General features: G+C 65.6%; 19 protein-coding genes. 6 read left to right on the top strand and 13 right to left on the bottom strand.

The window, feature by feature from the left end; all coding sequences use genetic code 11:
• Window positions 1-46 precede the first annotated feature (46 nt).
• From NWE53_RS13460 to NWE53_RS13420, 9 genes are all read right to left on the bottom strand, one after another.
• Entirely contained in the window at window positions 47-895 is an 849-nt protein-coding gene (locus NWE53_RS13460) for an outer membrane protein (RefSeq protein WP_265054755.1), read from the bottom strand.
• Window positions 896-1170: 275 nt separating this feature from the next.
• The gene (locus NWE53_RS13455; protein ID WP_265054754.1) at window positions 1171-1458 is read right to left on the bottom strand and encodes a hypothetical protein; all 288 of its coding nucleotides are present in this window, start codon (window positions 1456-1458) and stop codon (window positions 1171-1173) included.
• Window positions 1459-1661: 203 nt separating this feature from the next.
• Window positions 1662-2072: a low affinity iron permease family protein gene (locus tag NWE53_RS13450; RefSeq protein ID WP_265054753.1), complete on the bottom strand. Its 411-nt coding sequence runs from the start codon at window positions 2070-2072 to the stop codon at window positions 1662-1664.
• Window positions 2073-2155: 83 nt separating this feature from the next.
• On the bottom strand, window positions 2156-2992 hold the full coding sequence (gene fghA, locus NWE53_RS13445) for an S-formylglutathione hydrolase (RefSeq protein ID WP_265054752.1): 837 nt from the start codon (window positions 2990-2992) through the stop codon (window positions 2156-2158).
• A 200-nt stretch (window positions 2993-3192) separates the two neighbouring features.
• Window positions 3193-4305, bottom strand: a complete 1113-nt coding sequence (locus NWE53_RS13440) for an S-(hydroxymethyl)glutathione dehydrogenase/class III alcohol dehydrogenase (RefSeq protein WP_265054751.1) — start codon at window positions 4303-4305, stop codon at window positions 3193-3195.
• 25 nt (window positions 4306-4330) lie between these two features.
• Window positions 4331-4612 (bottom strand): metal-sensing transcriptional repressor, encoded by a 282-nt coding sequence (locus tag NWE53_RS13435; protein WP_265054750.1) that lies wholly within the window; start codon window positions 4610-4612, stop codon window positions 4331-4333.
• A gap of 142 nt (window positions 4613-4754) precedes the next feature.
• Entirely contained in the window at window positions 4755-5654 is a 900-nt protein-coding gene (locus tag NWE53_RS13430) for a hypothetical protein (RefSeq protein ID WP_265054749.1), read from the bottom strand.
• Window positions 5655-5812: 158 nt separating this feature from the next.
• On the bottom strand, window positions 5813-6373 hold the full coding sequence (locus NWE53_RS13425) for an NUDIX hydrolase (RefSeq protein WP_265054748.1): 561 nt from the start codon (window positions 6371-6373) through the stop codon (window positions 5813-5815).
• Window positions 6374-6378: 5 nt separating this feature from the next.
• On the bottom strand, window positions 6379-7425 hold the full coding sequence (locus NWE53_RS13420) for a DUF3616 domain-containing protein (protein WP_265054747.1): 1047 nt from the start codon (window positions 7423-7425) through the stop codon (window positions 6379-6381).
• 175 nt (window positions 7426-7600) lie between these two features.
• Between NWE53_RS13420 and NWE53_RS13415 the strand changes: the two genes are divergently transcribed.
• The 3 genes from NWE53_RS13415 to NWE53_RS13405 are packed head-to-tail and all read left to right on the top strand — an operon-like array spanning window position 7601 to window position 8976.
• Window positions 7601-7810, top strand: a complete 210-nt coding sequence (locus NWE53_RS13415; RefSeq protein ID WP_265054746.1) for a hypothetical protein — start codon at window positions 7601-7603, stop codon at window positions 7808-7810.
• 8 nt (window positions 7811-7818) lie between these two features.
• Window positions 7819-8763 carry a dihydrodipicolinate synthase family protein gene (locus NWE53_RS13410; protein WP_265054745.1) on the top strand — a complete coding sequence of 315 codons (945 nt, stop codon included), beginning with the start codon at window positions 7819-7821 and terminating at the stop codon, window positions 8761-8763.
• A 51-nt stretch (window positions 8764-8814) separates the two neighbouring features.
• A complete protein-coding gene (locus tag NWE53_RS13405; protein ID WP_265054744.1) occupies window positions 8815-8976 on the top strand; it encodes a hypothetical protein in 162 nt (53 codons plus the stop codon).
• 65 nt (window positions 8977-9041) lie between these two features.
• Here the strand turns inward: NWE53_RS13405 and aceB are convergent, their stop codons facing one another.
• Complete coding sequence (aceB, locus tag NWE53_RS13400) at window positions 9042-10649, bottom strand: malate synthase A (RefSeq protein ID WP_265054743.1); 1608 nt, start codon at window positions 10647-10649, stop codon at window positions 9042-9044.
• 302 nt (window positions 10650-10951) lie between these two features.
• Between aceB and NWE53_RS13395 the strand changes: the two genes are divergently transcribed.
• Window positions 10952-12250, top strand: coding sequence for a pilus assembly protein (locus tag NWE53_RS13395; RefSeq protein WP_265054742.1), 1299 nt, complete (start codon window positions 10952-10954; stop codon window positions 12248-12250).
• Here NWE53_RS13395 and NWE53_RS13390 read toward each other — a convergent pair.
• From NWE53_RS13390 to ygfZ, 3 genes are all read right to left on the bottom strand, one after another.
• Window positions 12225-12851, bottom strand: a complete 627-nt coding sequence (locus tag NWE53_RS13390) for an HD family hydrolase (protein WP_265054741.1) — start codon at window positions 12849-12851, stop codon at window positions 12225-12227. The genes NWE53_RS13395 and NWE53_RS13390 overlap by 26 nt on opposite strands.
• 117 nt (window positions 12852-12968) lie before the next feature.
• Window positions 12969-13628, bottom strand: a complete 660-nt coding sequence (locus NWE53_RS13385) for a DNA-3-methyladenine glycosylase I (RefSeq protein WP_265054740.1) — start codon at window positions 13626-13628, stop codon at window positions 12969-12971.
• Window positions 13625-14524 carry a CAF17-like 4Fe-4S cluster assembly/insertion protein YgfZ gene (ygfZ, locus tag NWE53_RS13380; RefSeq protein WP_265054739.1) on the bottom strand — a complete coding sequence of 300 codons (900 nt, stop codon included), beginning with the start codon at window positions 14522-14524 and terminating at the stop codon, window positions 13625-13627. The genes NWE53_RS13385 and ygfZ overlap by 4 nt, the downstream gene beginning before the upstream one ends.
• A gap of 258 nt (window positions 14525-14782) precedes the next feature.
• Between ygfZ and NWE53_RS13375 the strand changes: the two genes are divergently transcribed.
• On the top strand, window positions 14783-16123 hold the full coding sequence (locus NWE53_RS13375) for a dihydroorotase (protein WP_265054738.1): 1341 nt from the start codon (window positions 14783-14785) through the stop codon (window positions 16121-16123).
• Between the two features lie 60 nt (window positions 16124-16183).
• Window positions 16184-17602 carry a pyridoxal phosphate-dependent decarboxylase family protein gene (locus tag NWE53_RS13370; protein WP_265054737.1) on the top strand — a complete coding sequence of 473 codons (1419 nt, stop codon included), beginning with the start codon at window positions 16184-16186 and terminating at the stop codon, window positions 17600-17602.
• Window positions 17603-17689: the final 87 nt, after the last annotated feature.

Below are 17689 nucleotides of genomic sequence, written 5' to 3'. Positions count from 1 at the left end.
CGCGGAAGTGATCCGCGCCGTTCGGTTGCAGCTTGTGGAGGCCGTGTCAGTACTTGCGCACGACCGGCGGCGCGTAGGCGACCGGCTCCGGCGTGCCGCAGCAGTTCGGATCGCCGAAGTTCCAGCGCATGCCGATGCGGAAATCGTGGCTGTCGATGTTCCTGGACTTGAGCGGGGCGTAGATATCGCCGTTGAAGGCGTTGACGATCCGGCCTGACTGGGCGTCGCCGAGGTTGAGATAGCGGTAGCCCAACTCGAGCGTGAGGTTCTTGTTCACCTCGTATCCGAGGCCGGCCATGAGTGCCCAGGCGAGATCGGTCTTGGTGCCGTTGCTGGCATAGCCAAGCGTCGGGAAGCCGGCGACGGAGCCCTGATCGGTCAGACCGCTGATGCGGTTCTGGGAGAAGCCGATGCCGGCGCCGATATAGGGCGTCAGGCAGTTCCAGGTGCCGAGGTCGAAATAGCCGTTGAACAGGGTGACCAGCGAAGACAGGTTGCCCTTGTAGGTGTTGGTCTGGTTGTCGTTGATGAAGGGGTTGAAAACGATGTCGTTCACCCCGATCGACGACGAGCCGCGATATTCGCCGGTGATGTCGAAGCGCAGCCAGTTGTTGAAGCGATAGCCGACGCCGAGGCCGGCGAAGAAGGCCGAATTATCGGTCTGGCCGAAGAAGCTGCCGCCGAACTGGACGACGTCGTCCTGGTGGTACCTGCCGATGGTCTGGACGCCGACGCCGATATCGCCGCGCAGATAGAAGCCGCTGGAGATGGTGCCCTTGAGGCCAAGCGGCTCCGGCGGGGGCGGCGGGGCATAGGCAAGATCGGCAGCATGGGCCGCGGCGGATGCGCCGAGGGCCAAGCCGCCCGCCAGCGCGAGAGTTTTCAGGCTGCCCATGGCAGTGTCCTTCGCGTTTGCGCGGCGCAAAAACGCAGCCCGCGCGAGTTACCAACAGGAAGGACCTTGGCAGAGATTTCTTAAATGACCCTTAACCCTAACGGCTAACCTTACTTTTTCCTGAAGATAGCCGCGAATGTTAACGGAACTTCACTATTTCCAGTCTGCTGGCGGGGTAGAAGCGAAGGTGCGAACGCTGGCGGCCGAATTTGCGCCAGGCTCCGGCGGTGACTGCCGGTCTGTCAGGGCGATGCGGTGGCGCGGAACAGGCGCTCCTACCCCTGACAGGTCAAGGTCGCGTTCAGCTTGCTGCGGATGAGCGACAGCGACATGCTCCTGAAGAAGCTGTGAAAGCGTTGCGGCGCGCGGAAAACCAGCCTGTCGCCGTCCTCCCAGACCGGAACGACGGTGCCGCTAAGGCGCGCGGACATCGCGGCAAGCCGCATTCTGTCGATAGCCGCTTCCTGGGCGACGCGCGTCTGCGTCCCGAAAGAACTCTCGACCGGAACGATCACGAAATAGTTTCCGCACTCATTGACGTGAGCGATCTGCAAATCCGCCATCGATAGGCCACGCCCCATTTGGCCCCCCGGCGAGATGTGGCCCTAAATTACCTTAAGTCACATCCTTCATTTGGATGAACTATTTCGCAGGGGGGCAAAGGGGAAGAGAAATTCCACCCTGGCATGTTCTTCCCTCGCCGGTAGCGATGCTGGCCACGGGCCCCGTCGCTACGCAGGCGAGAGCCGGCTGTTCGCGCGGGTGCTTAGCTCGCGGGCTTACCGGCCGCCTTGCGGGCCTTGGCCGCCATGTCCTCGAATTCCTGGCGGATCTTTTCGATCTTCTCTTCATCCAGCTCTTCGAGATCGAGCAGCTCTTCGCGCGCGCCCTCCAGCTTCCAGATCAGCTCATCGAGCTTGATCTGCATCGCCGCCGTGTCGCGGTTCTGGCTGTTCTGGATGATGAAGACCATCAGGAAAGTGACGATGGTGGTCGAGGTGTTGATGACGAGCTGCCAGGTGTCGTTGAAGCTGAAGATCGGCCCGGAAAGTGCCCACACCACGATGAGGGCGCCGGCGCCGAAGAAGGTCTGCGGCTTGCCGGCCCAATGAGCGACCCATTGCGAAAGGCGGGTGAAGAGCGAGCGGTCGCTTTGCGGCAGACGGCGCTTGGCCATGGTGAAATTCCCCCGTGCCGATCAAGGCTGTCCTGACAGCCCCAACGCAGCCGAGAAGCGACCGTTCCCGCTATGCGAACCGACTAGGCGACCAGACGCTCGGCGTGCCAGGCGACATGCTGCGCCATGAAGGTCGAGATGAAGCTGTAGGAATGATCGTAGCCGTCCCGCATCGTCAGCTGCAGCGGGATGCCGGCCGTGGCGCAGGCTATCTCGAGCAGCTGCGGGCGCAGGCCCTCTTCGAGGAAGCCGTCGGCTGTGCCCTGATCGACCAGGAGATCGGGGATGCGATGTCCGTCCGCGATCAGCAAGGTCGAGTCGTAGGCGCGCCAGGTCGTTTCGTCCGGGCCGAGATATTTCTGGAAGGCTGGGCGCGACCAGCCGGCGGTCGAAGGCTGGGCGATAGGGGCGAAAGCGGAGACCGAGCGGTAGCGATCCGGATTCTTCAGCGCCAGCGTGATCGCGCCATGCCCACCCATGGAATGGCCGAAGATGCCCTGCCGGCTCATGTCGAGAGGAAAGTTCTTGGCGACGAGGGCCGGGAGCTCGTCGCGGATATAGCTCTCCATCCGGTAGTTGCGGGCATAGGGCTCCTGCGTGGCGTCGAGATAGAAGCCGGCGCCGGAACCGAACTGCCAGTTGTCCGGCTCATCGGGAATGTTCTCGCCGCGCGGGCTGGTGTCCGGGCAGATGATCGCGATGCCGTTGGCGGCGGCGGCGGCGCGGTACTCGCCCTTGTCCACGACGTTCTGATGCGTGCAGGTCAACCCCGACAGATACCAGAGCACGGGCACCGGCCCGTCCTCGATCTGGTGCGGCAGGTAGATCGCGAAGTTCATCGGGCAGGCGCAGGCCGTGCTTTCGTGACGGTAGACGCGCTGTGAGCCGCCGAAGGCCTTCGAGGAGGAGAGGAGTTCCATGCGGTGTCCTTTCGATCGAGCTTCCGCGGCAGGGCAATTACACCCGCGCCGTCATTCCGGACGCAGCGAAGCGGAGATCCGGAATCCATCGTAGAGTGCGGTCGAGCCCTATGATGGATCCCGGATCGGCGCGGCTGTGCCGCTTGTCCGGGATGACGCCGTGTTTCCGTGCCCTATGGATAAGGCCAGAAAGCGGCGCCTCAGTAGACCACCACGCTCCGGATCGACTTGCCCTCATGCATGAGGTCGAAGCCGTGGTTGATCTCGTCCAGGCTCAGCTTGTGCGTGATCAGGTCGTCGATGTTGATCTTCCCCTCCATGTACCAGTCGACGATCTTCGGCACGTCGGTGCGCCCGCGCGCGCCGCCGAAAGCCGTGCCCTTCCAGACGCGGCCGGTGACGAGCTGGAACGGCCGGGTGGCGATCTCCTTGCCGGCCTCGGCGACCCCGATGACGATCGATTCACCCCAGCCGCGATGGCAGCACTCCAGCGCCTGGCGCATCACATTGATATTGCCGGTGGCGTCGAAGGAGAAGTCGGCACCGCCGCCGGTGAGGTCGACGATCGCCTGCACGACCTTGTCGTTGCCGATCTCCTTGGGGTTGATGAAGTCGGTCATGCCGAACTTGCGCGCCATCTCCTGCTTGGCCGGGTTGATGTCGACGCCGATGATCTTGTCGGCGCCGACCATGCGGGCGCCCTGGATCACATTGAGGCCGATGCCGCCGAGGCCGAAGACCACGACATTGGCGCCCGGCCAGACCTTGGCCGTGTAGATGACGGCACCGATGCCGGTGGTGACGCCGCAGCCGATGTAGCAGATCTTGTCGAAGGGCGCGTCCTCACGGACCTTGGCGAGCGCGATCTCGGGCAGCACGGTGAAGTTCGCGAAGGTCGAGCAACCCATGTAGTGGAACACTTCGCCACCGTCGCAGGAGAAGCGCGAGGTGCCGTCCGGCATGACGCCCTGGCCCTGGGTGGCGCGGATCGAGGTGCAGAGGTTGGTCCGGCGCGACAGGCAGGACTTACAGTTGCGGCATTCCGGCGTGTAGAGCGGGATGACGTGATCGCCGGGTTTCAGCGTGGTGACGCCGGCGCCGACCTCGCGCACGATGCCGGCGCCCTCATGGCCGAGGATCGCCGGGAATTTGCCCTCCGAATCGAGGCCCGACAGCGTGTAGGCGTCGGTGTGGCAGATGCCGGTGGCCATCACCTCGACGAGGACCTCGCCGGCCTTGGGCCCGCCGATCTCGATGGTTTCGATGGTGAGCGGCTTGCCGGCTTCCCAGGCAACGGCTGCACGGGTCTTCATCGGGCGGTTCCTTCTTTTCGAGCGTTCATTTCAGATAGGGGCGGATGACCCGCATGATCGCGGCGATCTCGTCGTCTCCGGCTTCCGCCTTCGCGGCCTCGGCCGGGCGGGCCATGGTCTCGCGCAGATGGCTTTCGAGGACCTCGGCCATCAGCCCCGTCGCGGCACCGCGCAGCGCCGCGAGCTGCTGCAGCAGGGCGCCGCATTCCTCGCCGCGCTCCACGGCCGCGATCAGGGCGTCGGTCTGCCCCCTGATCCGGCGCAGCCGCGTGACGGCGCGCTTCTTCTCTTCAGGCGTATGAGGCATGCGAGGGCGCCAAGGGGTTCGATCCGGACGCGACGCTAGGTACTCAGGGGGAGTATGTCAACGCAGACAGCACGACGGCAACGGAAAAGGGCGGCAGCGTTGCCGCTGCCGCCCCTGCGCAGGCGTTTAATTCCGACCGGGGTCAGAAGCTGTATCCGAGCTTCACCTTGACGAGATGCTGGCTGAAATTGGTCAGGTCGAGATCGCCCGGCTGGTCCTTGGCCTTGCCCGCGACCTGGATGTTGTAGGCGGCGGAGAGGGCGAGCTGCTTGGTCGCCTGCCAGAACACGCCGGGACCGGCGAAAGTGGCATAGCCCGACTCGTTGCCGAAGCCGAGATCGTTATGGGCGCGCATGTGGCGGACTTCGCCGCTCAGATAGAGCCCGTCCAGGACCTGCCAGGCGAGCGAGCCGCCGACCGTGAAGGTCGAGGAGCGCTGGTAGGGCGAGGGGCCGGTCCAGGTCAGATCCTGCGAGAGGTTGAGCGCGGCGTAGAGCTTGCCCGGGATCAGCGCCTTGTCAGCGAAGATGCGCAGGCCGGTGTTGTAGGTGGTGAAGCGGCCGGCGCCGTCGGGATCCGCACGGTTGAAGCTCGGATCCAGGACAAGGGTGAGGCCGAGCCCGTGCATGTCGCGCCCGAGGAGGCGGTACTTCATCTCGACACCGGCGCCGAATGCGCGCTCGTCGGCGCTGATGCCGCCAGCCGAGGCGTTGCTGAAGGAACCCAGCACATAGGGGCCGACCTCGAAGCAGGGGAAGAGGCCGTAGGAGCCCTGCAGGGTGAGCCCATGTCCGTTCGAGCTGCCGGTCCGCGTGCCGAAGGCGCCGTTATAGGTGAGACTCGGGCCGAAGGAGCCGACGCTGGCGACATCGGAGCCGGTGGTGAAGCCGAAGGCATCGGTCGGGATGCCTTCCTCATCCACGCAGGCGGAGACCACCGGTGCCGGCGCAAGGGTGGCCTTGCGGTAAGTCAGGTCGGCGGCGAAGGCGGGAGCCGCGGTTGCGGCGGCAATCAGGGCGAAAGCTAGGGTTTTCGAAGACATGGGAAACTCCGCAGAAGTCACGGATCAATACGCTATTGCAAATCAGTTGCATTATCTAATTCATCCTCGAATGAACCATGTCGCGAGCCCGAGATCGGCGCGATAAAAGAGCCATAGGCGTTTTCGCAATCCCGCCAGATGTTGTTGCGCTGCAACAGTCAGCGTTTCGGAACGGTTGAAAGCCGTTCCAGTGCCCGCGGCGCGATGCCGGCCAGCGCCTCGATCGGCTTCCAGGCGGCGGCATGGACCTCCTCGATCTGTGCGACGAGCGGCCGGGCGGGGTCGGCGAGGAAAAGATACTGCAGATCGTGATGGACATGATCGGGCTCGCCGCGAGAGGGCTTGCCGGGCACATCGTGGCTGTCGATCGTGAAGGGCAAGTCTCCGCCGCCGTGCCAGGGGTGGAGCGTCAGGCCGTGGACGCCGGTTTCCTCCTCGGCTTCGCGCGCCGCGGAAAGATGGAAGTGCTCGGCCTCCTCCCAATGGCCGCCGGGCTGGAGCCAGCGGCCGATCACGACATGGTCGATCAGCAGGACCTGTGCATGGTCCGGGGATAGCACGAAGGCGCTGGTAGTGAGGTGGCCGGGAAAGGTGTCGCGCCTGTCCAGGGCGTGACTCTGCGCCATCTGCCAGCGCAACAGGGAGAGATGTTCGCGAGGGCCGGCGATGTCAGCACGGTAACGTTCGACGGCATGGGCAAGGCGGGCGTTGAAGTCCATCGCGTTCAGCGCGTCCCGGCCGGCAGTGGCAGGCGATAGGATTCGAAATGACCGTTCTTGGGGCCGTCATAGCCGATCAGAACCGTGAGCGAGGTGCGGTCCTGCGCCAGCAGCGTCAGCGATTCGGCCTTGCCGCCGCTGCGGGCAGGTAGATCGCCAAGCAGCCGGGTATTCTCGAGCCTGATGATATCGACCAGCATCAAGGAATAGGGAAGCGACTGCTCCTGCGCGGGGCCGAGCAGCACGAGCAGCCGGCCGTCGGGCAGCAGCGCGAGATCGCGAATGCCGCGGTCAGGCCCGGCGGGCAAGGCGACGACCTTCGGGGCTTCGGTCGCGGGGGCGCGACCCGGCGCGAACAGGGCTTCGAGCGAGGCGCCGACGAGAAAGCTGCGATTGCCGAGAGAGGGCGCACGCAGGCCTGCCCAGAGCGTATCGCCGGCCACCGCGATGCCTTCGACGTTGAGGCCGTTGGCGTCCATCAGGCTCTTGCCGAAGAAGGCGCCGGCCTCGCCGGCGCGGCGCAGCATGTCGCTAAGGCGATAGGTCAATTCGACCCGGCCGGTGGGTGCGCCTTCGGCATCGACCTTGATCCGCGCCAGGTGGAAAGCAGAGAGGCGGAACTCGCCCTTGGTGCGCGAGCAGCCATGCGAGCCCGCCACATAGAATGCATGGTCCGCATAGGCGACGGCCTCGCCATCGAGTTCCGCAAAGCGGCCGGCCGTCCGGCAGATGCCTTGCGGTGGCTGTCCGAGCGTATCGGGCGAGGCTTCCGTGCCGATGATCGGCAGGGTGGCGCCGGGCGTGATGCGATTCTCGGCGATCCCGGCGAACTGGGCGAAGGCGCCCTCGTCATTGATCAGCAGACAGCGCTGGGCACCGTTGGCGACGGGCATGCAGGCGAGGCCGCTGACATCCCGCGCCGGCTTGCCTGGCTTGCGGGCGGAGAAATCGGCCAAGGCCTTGAAGCGCTGTTCGGGAACGAGTGTCGCCGCCTGGGCAAGGGAGATGCCGAGCAGCGCAACGGCAAAGGCGGGAAGAAAACGTGAGCGCATGCGGCGAATCCAGGAGAGAAGGGCGGATTGAGCGCGAGTGGTCCGCGGAAGTCAAAAGCCAGGCCGCGACCTTTATGCATCCTTGATGTTGTCGCCCCTCGCCCCTTCTCGAATGGCTATGGCGGCGAAAATACCTTGTCCGTGCGGTCTAGGAGACCGTTCGGGAAACAGGACAATGCTCAGTATCCCCTCCAAATCCTTCCGTCATCCGCTCGCATTTCTGATCGGGCGCGATGTCGAAGGTCATTGGCTTGCCGTCGAGACCCATGGTCGAGGCGGCGGCATCTTCGCGGATCGCAGTGCAGCGCTGCGCTATGCGGCGTTCGAGACCGGCCACAGGCCGCGCGCCGTCCGCATGACGGCAAAGACGCTGCGGCTGCTCTGAGCCGCGTCATGAACCACTGGCTTCATGGCATGTTCACCGCGCTGGTCACGCCGTTCGACGAGGACGCGATCGACCATGGCGCGCTGGAACGCCTCATTCACTGGCAGATCGCGCAGGGCGCCGATGGCGTCGTGATCGGAACCGCGACGGGCGAGAGCCCGACGCTGAGCGCGACCGAGCGCCTTGAGCTCTGCGCCGCCGCCCGCCACATAGCCGGCAAGCATTTCCCGGTGATCGCCGCCGTCGGGAGCTATGCCACGGCCGAGACGGTCGCCGAGATCGCTGCTGCCGAGCGGGCGGGCGCTTCGGCCCTGCTGCTGCGCATGCCCTACTACAACCGGCCGACGCAGGCAGGCCTCGCCGCCCACGCTCTGGCGGCCGCGCAGGCGACCGGGCTCGAAATCATCCTCGACAACGACCCGGATCGCTGCGGCGTCGAGATCGCGCCGGAGACGCTGGAGGCACTGGAAGGTGCCGCGAACATCGTCGGCATCCTCGAGCGACGTGGGGATCTCGTCCGCTGCGACCGGATCGCCCGCCTCCGCGACCGCCGCTTCATGCGGCTGACCGGCGCGGCCGAAACCATCCCGTCCTATCTGCTCGCGGGAGGGTGCGGGGCCATCACCAGCGTCGGCAATCTCGCGCCGCACTGGCTGGCGCGGCTGGAGAGCGCCGCGCGCTCCGAGTTCTACGGGCAGGCGCAGATCCTGCAGCGGCGCCTGGTCCCGCTGCTCGATCTGCTCGCCAGGGAGCCCGATCCGGTCCTCGTCAAGCTCGCCTTGTCGATGCTGCATCCCGAGGTGGGCGCGGCTTGCCGCGCTCCGCTCGCTCCTGCGCGCCCGGAACTCGCTGCCCTCGTTCGAGAGGCGATCGAGGACCTGCCGCGTCCGCTCGCCGGCACCGCGATGGCGGCCGTGCAGGCCGGCGCGCCGGCAAGGCCCCGCCGGGTCTGAACCACCAAAGACGAGGCGCCGAAGCGCCGAAGCGATCAGATGGAGGCTTCAATGGTGATGATCGGAACCTATCGCCGGCGTCGCGAGGCGATCTACAACAGTGTCCGGCATTCTTCGGCCGGCGGGTGGAAAACCGATCTGTTGCATCTCTTCGGGTCGGTCGTCCTGCTCGCCGTGATCATTGGCGGTCGGGTCTGGTGGCATCTGCGCTGACCAGTGCGAAAGAAAAAGGGCGCCGCTTGGCAGCGGCGCCCTCGATCGACTGACCGGACCCGGCTTCAGCCCAGCTTGGCGTAGGCCGGGACGGTCAGGAAGTCCTCGAAGTTTGGTGCGAGCGACAGCGTCTCGAACAGCGCGATCGCCTCCGGGAAGCGGCCCTTGGCGTAGTTCTCGGCACCGAGCTCGCCCTTCACCCGCTCCATCTCCTCGGACAGGCAGCGCTTGAACAGGGCGGCGTCGGCCGTCACACCGCCTTCGAGCGCGACCCCGTACTGGACGAACTGCCAGATCTGGGCGCGGCTGATCTCGGCGGTCGCGGCGTCCTCCATCATGTTGTAGATCGGCACGGCGCCGCGACCGCGCAGCCAAGCCTCGATATACTGCACGCCGACGCGGATGTTCTCGCGGAAGCCTTCCTCGGTGCGGGTGCCCTGATGGACCTCCAGCAGGTCCTTCGTGCCGATATCGACGTCGTCGCGCTTGTTGCCGAGCTGGTTGGCCTGCGGCATCAGCCGGTCGAACACCTCCATCGCGACCGGGACGAGGTCGGGATGGGCGACCCAGGTGCCGTCATGGCCGTTGCCAGCCTCGCGCTCCTTGTCGGCCTTGACCTTGGCGAAGGCGGCGGCATTGGCCTCGGGGTTGTTCTTGACCGGGATCTGCGCCGCCATGCCGCCCATCGCGAAGGCGCCGCGCCTGTGGCAGGTCTTGATCAGCAGCAGCGAATAGGCGCGCAGAAAGGCCTGGGACATCACGACCTGGGAACGGTCGGGCAGGACATAGGCCTTGTTGCGGGCGAGCTTCTTGATGAAGGAGAAGATGTAGTCCCAGCGGCCGCAGTTCAGCCCGGCCATATGCTCGCGCAGTTCGTAGAGGATCTCGTCCATCTCGAAGGCCGCCGGCAGCGTCTCGATCAGGACGGTCGCCTTGATCGTGCCGTTCTTCAGTCCGAGCGCGCTCTGTGCCGCGACGAAGACGTCGTTCCAGAGCCGGGCCTCGAGATGGCTTTCCAGCTTCGGCAGGTAGAAATACGGGCCGGAGCCGGCGGCCAACGCGGCCTTGGCGTTGTGGAAGACATAGAGCCCGAAATCGACCAGGGAACCGGAAGCCTCCTCGTCGTCGATCTCGATATGGCGCTCCGGCAGATGCCAGCCGCGCGGGCGGATGATGAGGACGGCGGGCTTGGCGCCGAGCTTGTAGTCCTTGCCGTTCGTGGGATCGGTGAAGTCGATCTTGCCCGCCCAGCGATCCCGAAGGTTGAGCTGGCCTTCGACCATGTTGGCCCAGACCGGCGAGGAGGCATCCTCGAAATCGGCCATGAAAACCTTGGCGCCCGAATTCAGCGCGTTGACGATCATCTTGCGATCGACCGGGCCGGTGATCTCGACGCGGCGGTCGAGCAGGTCTGCCGGGATCGGCGCGACGGTCCAGTCGCCCTCGCGGATATGCTTTGTTTCAGCCAGGAAGTCCGGCGTCTCGCCGGCATCGAAGCGCTTCTGCCGTTCGGCCCGCAGGCTGAGCAGGCGTTTGCGCGTTTCGTTGAAACGGCGATGCAGGTCCGCGACGAAGGCGAGCGCCTCGGGCGTGAGAATCTCGTCGAAGCGCGACCGCACGGTGCCCTTGATGACGACACCTTGCGGCAGGGAGAGGGTGGGGGTGTCCGACATGGCTGCTCCTCCGATCACGTCAGGGCATTGTTCCGCGAAACGTTTCTTTTCGAAATGCAGAAAAAATGACGATGACTTGTTCCATGCAGGAATAAATGATCGTTGCGTGAAAGACACCGATAAATGCAACCAATGGTTGCCGAGCGGTTTACTCAGATCGGCAGATGACGCAACGGCACATTGTTTCCTCTCAAAATGTGCAGATAGGGGCGAGTTCCATGAATCGGTTTTAGCAATTCGTAAGTTCCGAGCCTCAACGCTTATCCGGCTGAATGCGGCAATCCGGCCCAGGATGAGATGATATGTTCAAGGTCGCTTTCCTTTCCGAGATGATGCGGCGGTTCCGCCGCGACCAGCGTGGCAACGTGCTGGTCATGGCCGGATTCCTGACGCTCCCGCTGGTCGGTATCCTCGGCATCACCGTCGACTATTCGCGCGCCAGCAACGCCCGCCAGGCCCTCAGTTCGGCAATCGATTCCGCTTCGCTGATGGCGGCGCGCGATGCCCAGAAGCTGACCGACGGGCAACTCAAGGAGCGCGTCGATCTCTGGATCCGCGACAATCTCCCGGCAAGCGCGAAGAGCGAGTTCGCAGGCGCGACGGTGGTGATCGACCGCACCGCGCGGACGATCAAGATCTCGGCGAACTCCAATGTGCCGACGACGATCGGCCGTGTGCTCGGCCCTCAATACATCGCGGTCGCCAGCGACAGCCAGTCGACCTGGGGAACCAACAAGATCGAGCTCGCGCTGGCGCTGGACAATACCGGCTCCATGTCCAACTCGAGCAAGATGACCAACCTGAAGACGGCCGCGAAGAGTCTCCTCAAGATCATGAAGGACGCCGCGATCGAGACGGATCAGATTCGTGTCTCGATTGTCCCGTTCAACACACAGGTTCGTATCGCGCGGTCCTTCAAGGACGAGCAGTGGATGCGCTATGGCCTGACGCGGCAGGTCAATTGCCGCGATGAGTGGAAGAACAACAAGTGGGTTCAGGTTTGTGACACCGAGACGATGACGAAATCGACTTGGTCGCAGTCAAGCCAGGGTTGCATTACCGATCGCGACCAGAACTATGACACGACCGATGGCGGGTCGTATTCGGCGATCGCCCAGCAGTACCCGGCCTATTGGTGCAGCCAGTCTTCGCTGGCCGAGATCATGCCCCTGTCTTCCGACTGGACGGCTCTGGAAGCGCGCATCGACACCATGACCCCCGTCGGCAACACGAACGTCACGATCGGTGCTGTATGGGGTTGGGCGACCTTGTCGCAGAGCGCGCCCTTTACCGAAGCGAAGCCCACGACCGAGCCGCGGCTCAAGAAGTACATGATCCTGCTGACCGATGGCGACAATACGGAAAACCGCTTCACGAAGTCCGGCAACGCTATCGATGATCGCACCAGGTTGGCCTGCGCGAATGCCAAGTCCGCGGGCATCAATCTCTACACGATCCGCGTGATCGACGGCGATGCCGCGCTACTGAAGGAATGCGCCAGCAAGCCGGAGATGTACTACGAGGTGACGAGCGCCTCGCAGCTCGATCCCGTCTTCAGGACGATCGCCAATGAGATCAGCGCGGTGCGTCTGACGCATTGAGCCCGCTGCCGAGTTCGGCGAAGCGCGCCAGGAAGCGCGCCTGCGCCGTCTCGGTGTCGAGCGGATCGAGCCAGGCAAGGATTTCGGCAGGCAGCGCCTGCGGCCGGCCGAAGAATTTCAGCGCCTCCTCGCGGGCGAAGCCTGCGAGCCGCGTGGCTTCGAAGAAGGCGGCGATCGTGTCGGCTTCCTTCGTCTTGCGCTTCTGGACCACTGGCGTCGTCGCGGGCAGGCCGAAGCGCAGGTGGATGGCCGCGAGCAGGCGCAGCTCCACGCTTTTGTAGGCATCGCCCATCACCACCTTGAACGGCGAGATCATGTCGCCGATCACATATTCCGGCGCATCGTGCAGCAGCGCCATCAGGCGCCAGACATTGCTCCAATCCGGGTTGAGGTGGCCGGCGATCGCCTCGACCAGGAGGCAATGCTGCGCGACCGAAAAAGAATGCGCTCCATGCGTCTGGCCGTTCCAGCGCGCGACGCGGGCAAGGCCATGGGCGATGTCCTCGATCTCGATGTCGAGCGGAGAGGGATCGAGCAGATCGAGCCGTCGGCCCGAGAGCATGCGCTGCCAGGCGCGCGGCGGTTCGGGCTTGCGGGCCATGTCAGAAACCTGCCACCGCAGAGCCCGCCTCACGAGCTTTTATCCTGGCGAGGGCTCCATGAGACGCCGCTTCGCGGCTTCTCAGGATGAGGGCTGAGAGGGAGCCGTCCCCCATCATCATGCCGCACGGCTTTCGCGGGCGAGCGCCGCGCATTCGGTATAGCGGAAGCAGCCGGTCAGGTGGTCGTTGACCAGCCCGCACGCCTCCATGAAGGCGTAGACGATGGTCGGGCCGCAGAAGGTGAAGCCGGCCTTCTTGAGCTCCTTCGAGATCGCCTCGGACAGCTTTGTCTGGGTCGGGACTTCTCCTTGGGCGCGGAAGCCGTTCTGCAGCACGCGCCCGTCGAGGTGCTTCCAGAGGAAATCGGCGAAGGGCTCGCGTTCGCTGAGCTTTAGATAAGCCTGGGCGCTCTTGATCGTGCCCTCGATCTTGCCGCGGTGGCGGATGATGCCGGGATCGGCAAGCAGGCGCTGTACATCGGCCTCGGTGAAGCGGGCGACGGTCTCGGGCTCGAAACCGGCGAAGCCGGCGCGGAAGGCATCGCGCTTGCGCAGGATGGTGATCCAGGACAGGCCGGCCTGGAAGCCGTCGAGGATCAGCTTCTCCCAGAGCGCGCGGGAATCATATTCCGGCACGCCCCATTCGGTGTCGTGATAGGCGAGGTAGAGCGGGTCCGTGCCCGGCCAGCGGCAGCGGAACTTGCCGTCCGCCCCCTCGATCGCGATGCGTTCCTCGCTCGAAGGCTTGGCCTCGCTCAAGGCATTGGCCTGGCTCATAGGGCGACCCCTGCGGCGGCTCCGAAGCCCGGCTCGCCGGGGAAGGGGAAACGGATGAAGGTGGGCTTCTCCGCGAGATGGAAGGCGAGGCCGCCGCCGAGCGGTGCCGTGCCGGCGGCGAGCGCGTCGGCCAGCCTGTCGAGGCGGAGCATGGCGAGCGCCCGGCCATCGGTGCCCGAGCCGATGGTGCCGAGCGGCTTACCGCCGGCGGTCGCCTCGGCGCCAGTCTCGGTGGCGATGCCTTCGTCGAAGACGACCGGCACGACGCGGGTGCGGGCGGTGCCGCGATGCTGCATGCGGGAGACCACTTCCTGGCCGATATAGCAGCCCTTCTTGAAGGAGACGCCGCCGAGTTGGTCGAGCAGCGCCTCGTGCGGGAAGGTGTCGCCATAGGGGAAATCACGGCCGCCGGCGGGGATTCCGAGCGTGATGCGGCGGGCGTGATAGGCATCCGGCTCGGCCATCACGAGCGCCTCGATCCCTTCGGCATCGGCGATGGCACGCTGGCCGAGGGCGGGCAGGCGCGGGTCGTCATAGACGAAGCCGGCCTCCACAGGCAGCGGGGCGCCGTCAGCCGAGACGAGGATCGCGCTCTTCTCGGTCAGGTCTTCCAGCACAACCTTGGCGCGCAGCTTATAGAGCTTCAGGCGTTTCATCAGGTCTGCGGTCTGGAGCAGCGGGGTGTCGAGCAGGAAGCCGCCGCCGTCTTCCGGCGACAACGCGAGGATGAAGAAATCGCAGATGATCTTGCCCTGCGGTGTCAGCAGCGCGCCATAGCCGGCCCGGCCCGGCGTGACCGGATCGAGATCGTTGGTCACGAGGTTCTGCAGGAAATCGCGGGCATCCTCGCCGCTGACGCGGATGACGCCACGGTCGATCAATCGGGTTGCGGACATGGCTGCTGCTCCTGCGGACCGAGCCGATAGGTAGGCGGCTTCGCCCACGTTCTCAACTCGCCTATCCAGGAAGTTTAAGCTAACTCCCTCTATCCGCCTTCCAACCTCCGCCGTCATCCCGGACGCAGCGAAGCGGAGATCCGGGATCCATCGTAGAGCGAGCGGCCCTTCGATGGATCCCGGATCGGCGCCGCTTCGCGGCTTGTCCGGGATGACGGCGGAGGTTCTCACCACGAAACTTGCACCCGGAGACAAGCCATGCCGCAGACCTACGACGTCATCCTCAAGGGCGGCACCGTGGTGAACCAAGATGGCCGCACCAGCCGCGACATCGGCATCACCGGCGGCAAGATCGTGGCGCTCGGCGATCTCTCGCGGGCTTCGGCCGGCGAGGCGGTCGATTGCACGGGCCTCCACATCCTGCCCGGCGTGATCGACAGCCAGGTGCATTTCCGCGAGCCAGGGCTCGACCACAAGGAGGATCTCGAGACCGGTTCGCGCGCCGCGGCGCTCGGTGGCGTGACCTGCGTCTTCGAGATGCCGAACACGATCCCGCAGACGACGACGCCGGAGGCTCTGGCAGACAAGATCAGGCGCGGGCGCCATCGCATGCATTGCGATTTCGCGTTCTGGGTCGGCGGCACGCATGAGAATGCTGCCGACGTGCCGGAGCTGGAGCGTTTGCCGGGCGCGGCCGGCATCAAGGTGTTCATGGGCTCGTCCACCGGCGACCTGCTGGTGGAGGACGACAAGGGCGTCGCCGAGATCCTGAAGCGGACGCGCCGGCGCGCGGCCTTCCACTCCGAGGACGAGACGATGCTGCGCGAGCGCATGGGCTTGCGCGTCGAGGGCGACCCGTCGAGCCATCCGGTCTGGCGCTCGCCCGAGGTGGCGCTGACCTGCACGAAGCGGCTGGTGCGGATCGCGCGCGAGACCGGGGCGCGCGTGCATATCCTGCACATCTCGACCGGGGACGAGATGGTCTTCCTCAAGGACCACAAGGATGTCGCGACCGTCGAGGTGCTGCCGAACCATCTGACGCTGGTCGCGCCGGATTGCTACGAGCGGCTCGGCACCTACGCCCAGATGAACCCGCCGATCCGCGACGACAGCCATCGACAGCGCATCTGGTGGGGCGTGGAGCAGGGCATCGTCGACGTGCTCGGTTCCGATCACGCGCCGCATACGCATGAGGAGAAGCACCATCCCTATCCGGCGAGCCATTCCGGCATGCCGGGCGTGCAGACGCTGGTGCCGATCATGCTCGACCATGTGAATGCCGGGCGCCTCTCGCTGGAGCGCTTCGTCGACCTCAGCAGCGCCGGGCCGCAGCGCATCTTCGGGCTGGAGGGCAAGGGGCGCATCGCGGTCGGCTACGATGCCGACTTCACCATCGTCGATCTCAAGCGCAGGCAGACGATCACCAACGACTGGAGCGCCTCGAAATGCGGCTGGACGCCCTATGACGGCGTCACCGTCACCGGCTGGCCGGTCGGCACCTTCGTGCGCGGCCTCAAGGTGATGTGGGAGGGCGAGCTGACGAACCCGTCGCAGGGCGAGCCGGCGCGCTTCCTGGAGGCGCTGCCGCGCGGCGCCTGAGCGGCTCGCAACCGCCAGCTTGATATCCTAAGGTCGGCCCTCCTCTTTCAGGGGGCGACCATGGCAGAACGGGATCTGGATCTCGCGGCTCTGTTCCACGAAGTCGCCGGGCGCGCGGCGGCTTTCCGTGGCGCGATCGGCGATGGCCCGCAACGGCCCCTGCGCGATTATCGCGAGATGGTCGAGGTCTTCGCGGAGAAGACGCCCGAGACCGGGCTTGCCGCCGAGGCGGTGATCGCCGATCTCATGGACAAGGCCGCGGCCGGATTGCACGCGACGACCGGGCCGCGCTTCTTCGGCTGGGTCATCGGCGCATCGCATCCCGTCGGCGTCGCCGCCGACTGGCTGACCAGCGCCTGGGGCCAGAATGCCGGCAACCACCAGGCGGCGCCGGCAGCTGCAGCGGCCGAAAGCGTTGCTGCATCATGGCTGCTCGATCTCTTGGGGCTTCCCGCAGATTGTTCGGTCGGTTTCGTCACTGGCGCGACGGTCGCCAATCTCGTCTGCCTGGCCGCGGCGCGAAGTGCGGTGCTGCAGCGCGCCGGCTGGGACGTCGAGACCGACGGCCTTTTCGGCGCGCCGCCGATCCATGTCGTGATTGGCGACGATGCCCATACGACGGTGTTCGCCGCGCTGCAGGTGCTGGGGCTCGGCCATGATCGCGTCATCCGCGTGCCGACCGACGAAATGGGGCGCGTCACGGTCGAGGGCTTCACTGCTGCCATCTCCGGTTGCGACGGGCCGACCATCGCGGTGCTACAGGCCGGGCAGCTCAACACCGGCGCCTTCGACCCTTTCGCGGAGCTGATCGCGCTTGCGCATGCGCGCGGGGCCTGGGTGCATGTCGATGGCGCCTTCGGATTGTGGGCGCGCGCCTGCCCGTCGCTGGCCGGCTTGGCAGAGGGCGCAGAGCAGGCCGATTCCTGGGCGACCGATGGGCATAAATGGCTGCAGACGCCGTATGACAGCGGCTACGCGATCGTTCGCGATGCCCGCGCCCATCGCAAGGCGATGACGGCGAGCGCGAGCTACCTGCCGGAGACCGCAGAGGGCGAGCGCGACCCGAGTCATTTCGTGCCGGAGCTGTCGCGACGCGCGCGCGGCTTCGCGACCTGGGCGATGATCCGCCATCTCGGCCGCGAGGGCATCGTGGAGATGGTCGAGCGGCATTGCCGGCTGGCGCGCCAGATGGCGGACGGCCTGCGGAACGAGGCCGGCATCGCGATCCTGAACGAGGTCTTCCTGAATCAGGTCCTAGTCCGGTTCGGCGCCGACAGGCCTGTCGAGGAGGCCGATGCGCTGACCCGGGCGGTGATTGCGCGCATGCAGGCCGATGGGACCTGCTTTGCCGGGGGAGCGCGCTGGCGCGGTCAGTGGGTCATGCGCATCTCGATCATCGGCTGGGCGACCACGGCGCAGGACATCGGCGCCTCCGTCGCTGCGATCCGGGCGGCCTGGCGCGCATGCTCGAACCCATGAGGCGAAAGCGCGGCGCAGGATGATGGAAATCGTCGCGCATCTATCGATCTGGTCGATGCCCGTTCGACGCGTCGGCAGGGAAGCGGC

The organism is Bosea sp. NBC_00550, assembly GCF_026020075.1.
Lineage (GTDB): Bacteria > Pseudomonadota > Alphaproteobacteria > Rhizobiales > Beijerinckiaceae > Allobosea.
Note: the sequence above shows the minus strand (reverse complement) of the source record. Positions and strands in the feature narration are given on the sequence as shown.